This is a genomic window from Pseudomonas sp. 30_B (assembly GCF_017491605.1).
Classification (GTDB): Bacteria; Pseudomonadota; Gammaproteobacteria; order Pseudomonadales; family Pseudomonadaceae; genus Pseudomonas.
Window position 1 is genome coordinate 1 of the sequence record NZ_JAFGYY010000291.1, and the last position, 465, is coordinate 465.

Genomic DNA, 465 nt, shown 5'->3' on the forward strand with positions numbered 1-465 from the left:
CCATATGCGTTGTCCGCGCGGCCGACGGGCGGCCAGTACTTGTTCGCGACGAGCGACGCGACCGGGAACGCGGCCTGTTCGCGCGAGTACGCGTGCGGCCATTCGTTCGCGGTGACGACGGCGGCCGTGTGCGGCGCGTGACGCAGCGGGTTGTCCTCGCGGTCGGCGCGGCCTTCCTCGACTGCGCGGATTTCGTCGCGGATCGCGATCATCGCCGCGATGAAGCGGTCCAGTTCCTCCTGCGATTCCGATTCGGTCGGCTCGACCATCAGCGTGCCCGGCACCGGGAAGCTCATCGTCGGTGCGTGAAAGCCGTAGTCCATCAGGCGCTTGGCGACGTCGTCGACGGTGATGCCGCTCGAATCCTGGATCGGGCGCAGATCGAGAATGCATTCGTGCGCGACGAGCCCGCCCGGGCCCGAATACAGCACCGGATAGTGCGGCGCGAGGCGCTTCGCGATGTAG

1 pseudogene is annotated in these 465 nt (G+C 68.0%); it reads right to left on the reverse strand.

The annotated features are described in order from the left end of the window. Nucleotides 1-465, reverse strand: a pseudogene (locus J5M67_RS28335) (glycine dehydrogenase (aminomethyl-transferring)); the annotation flags it as partial.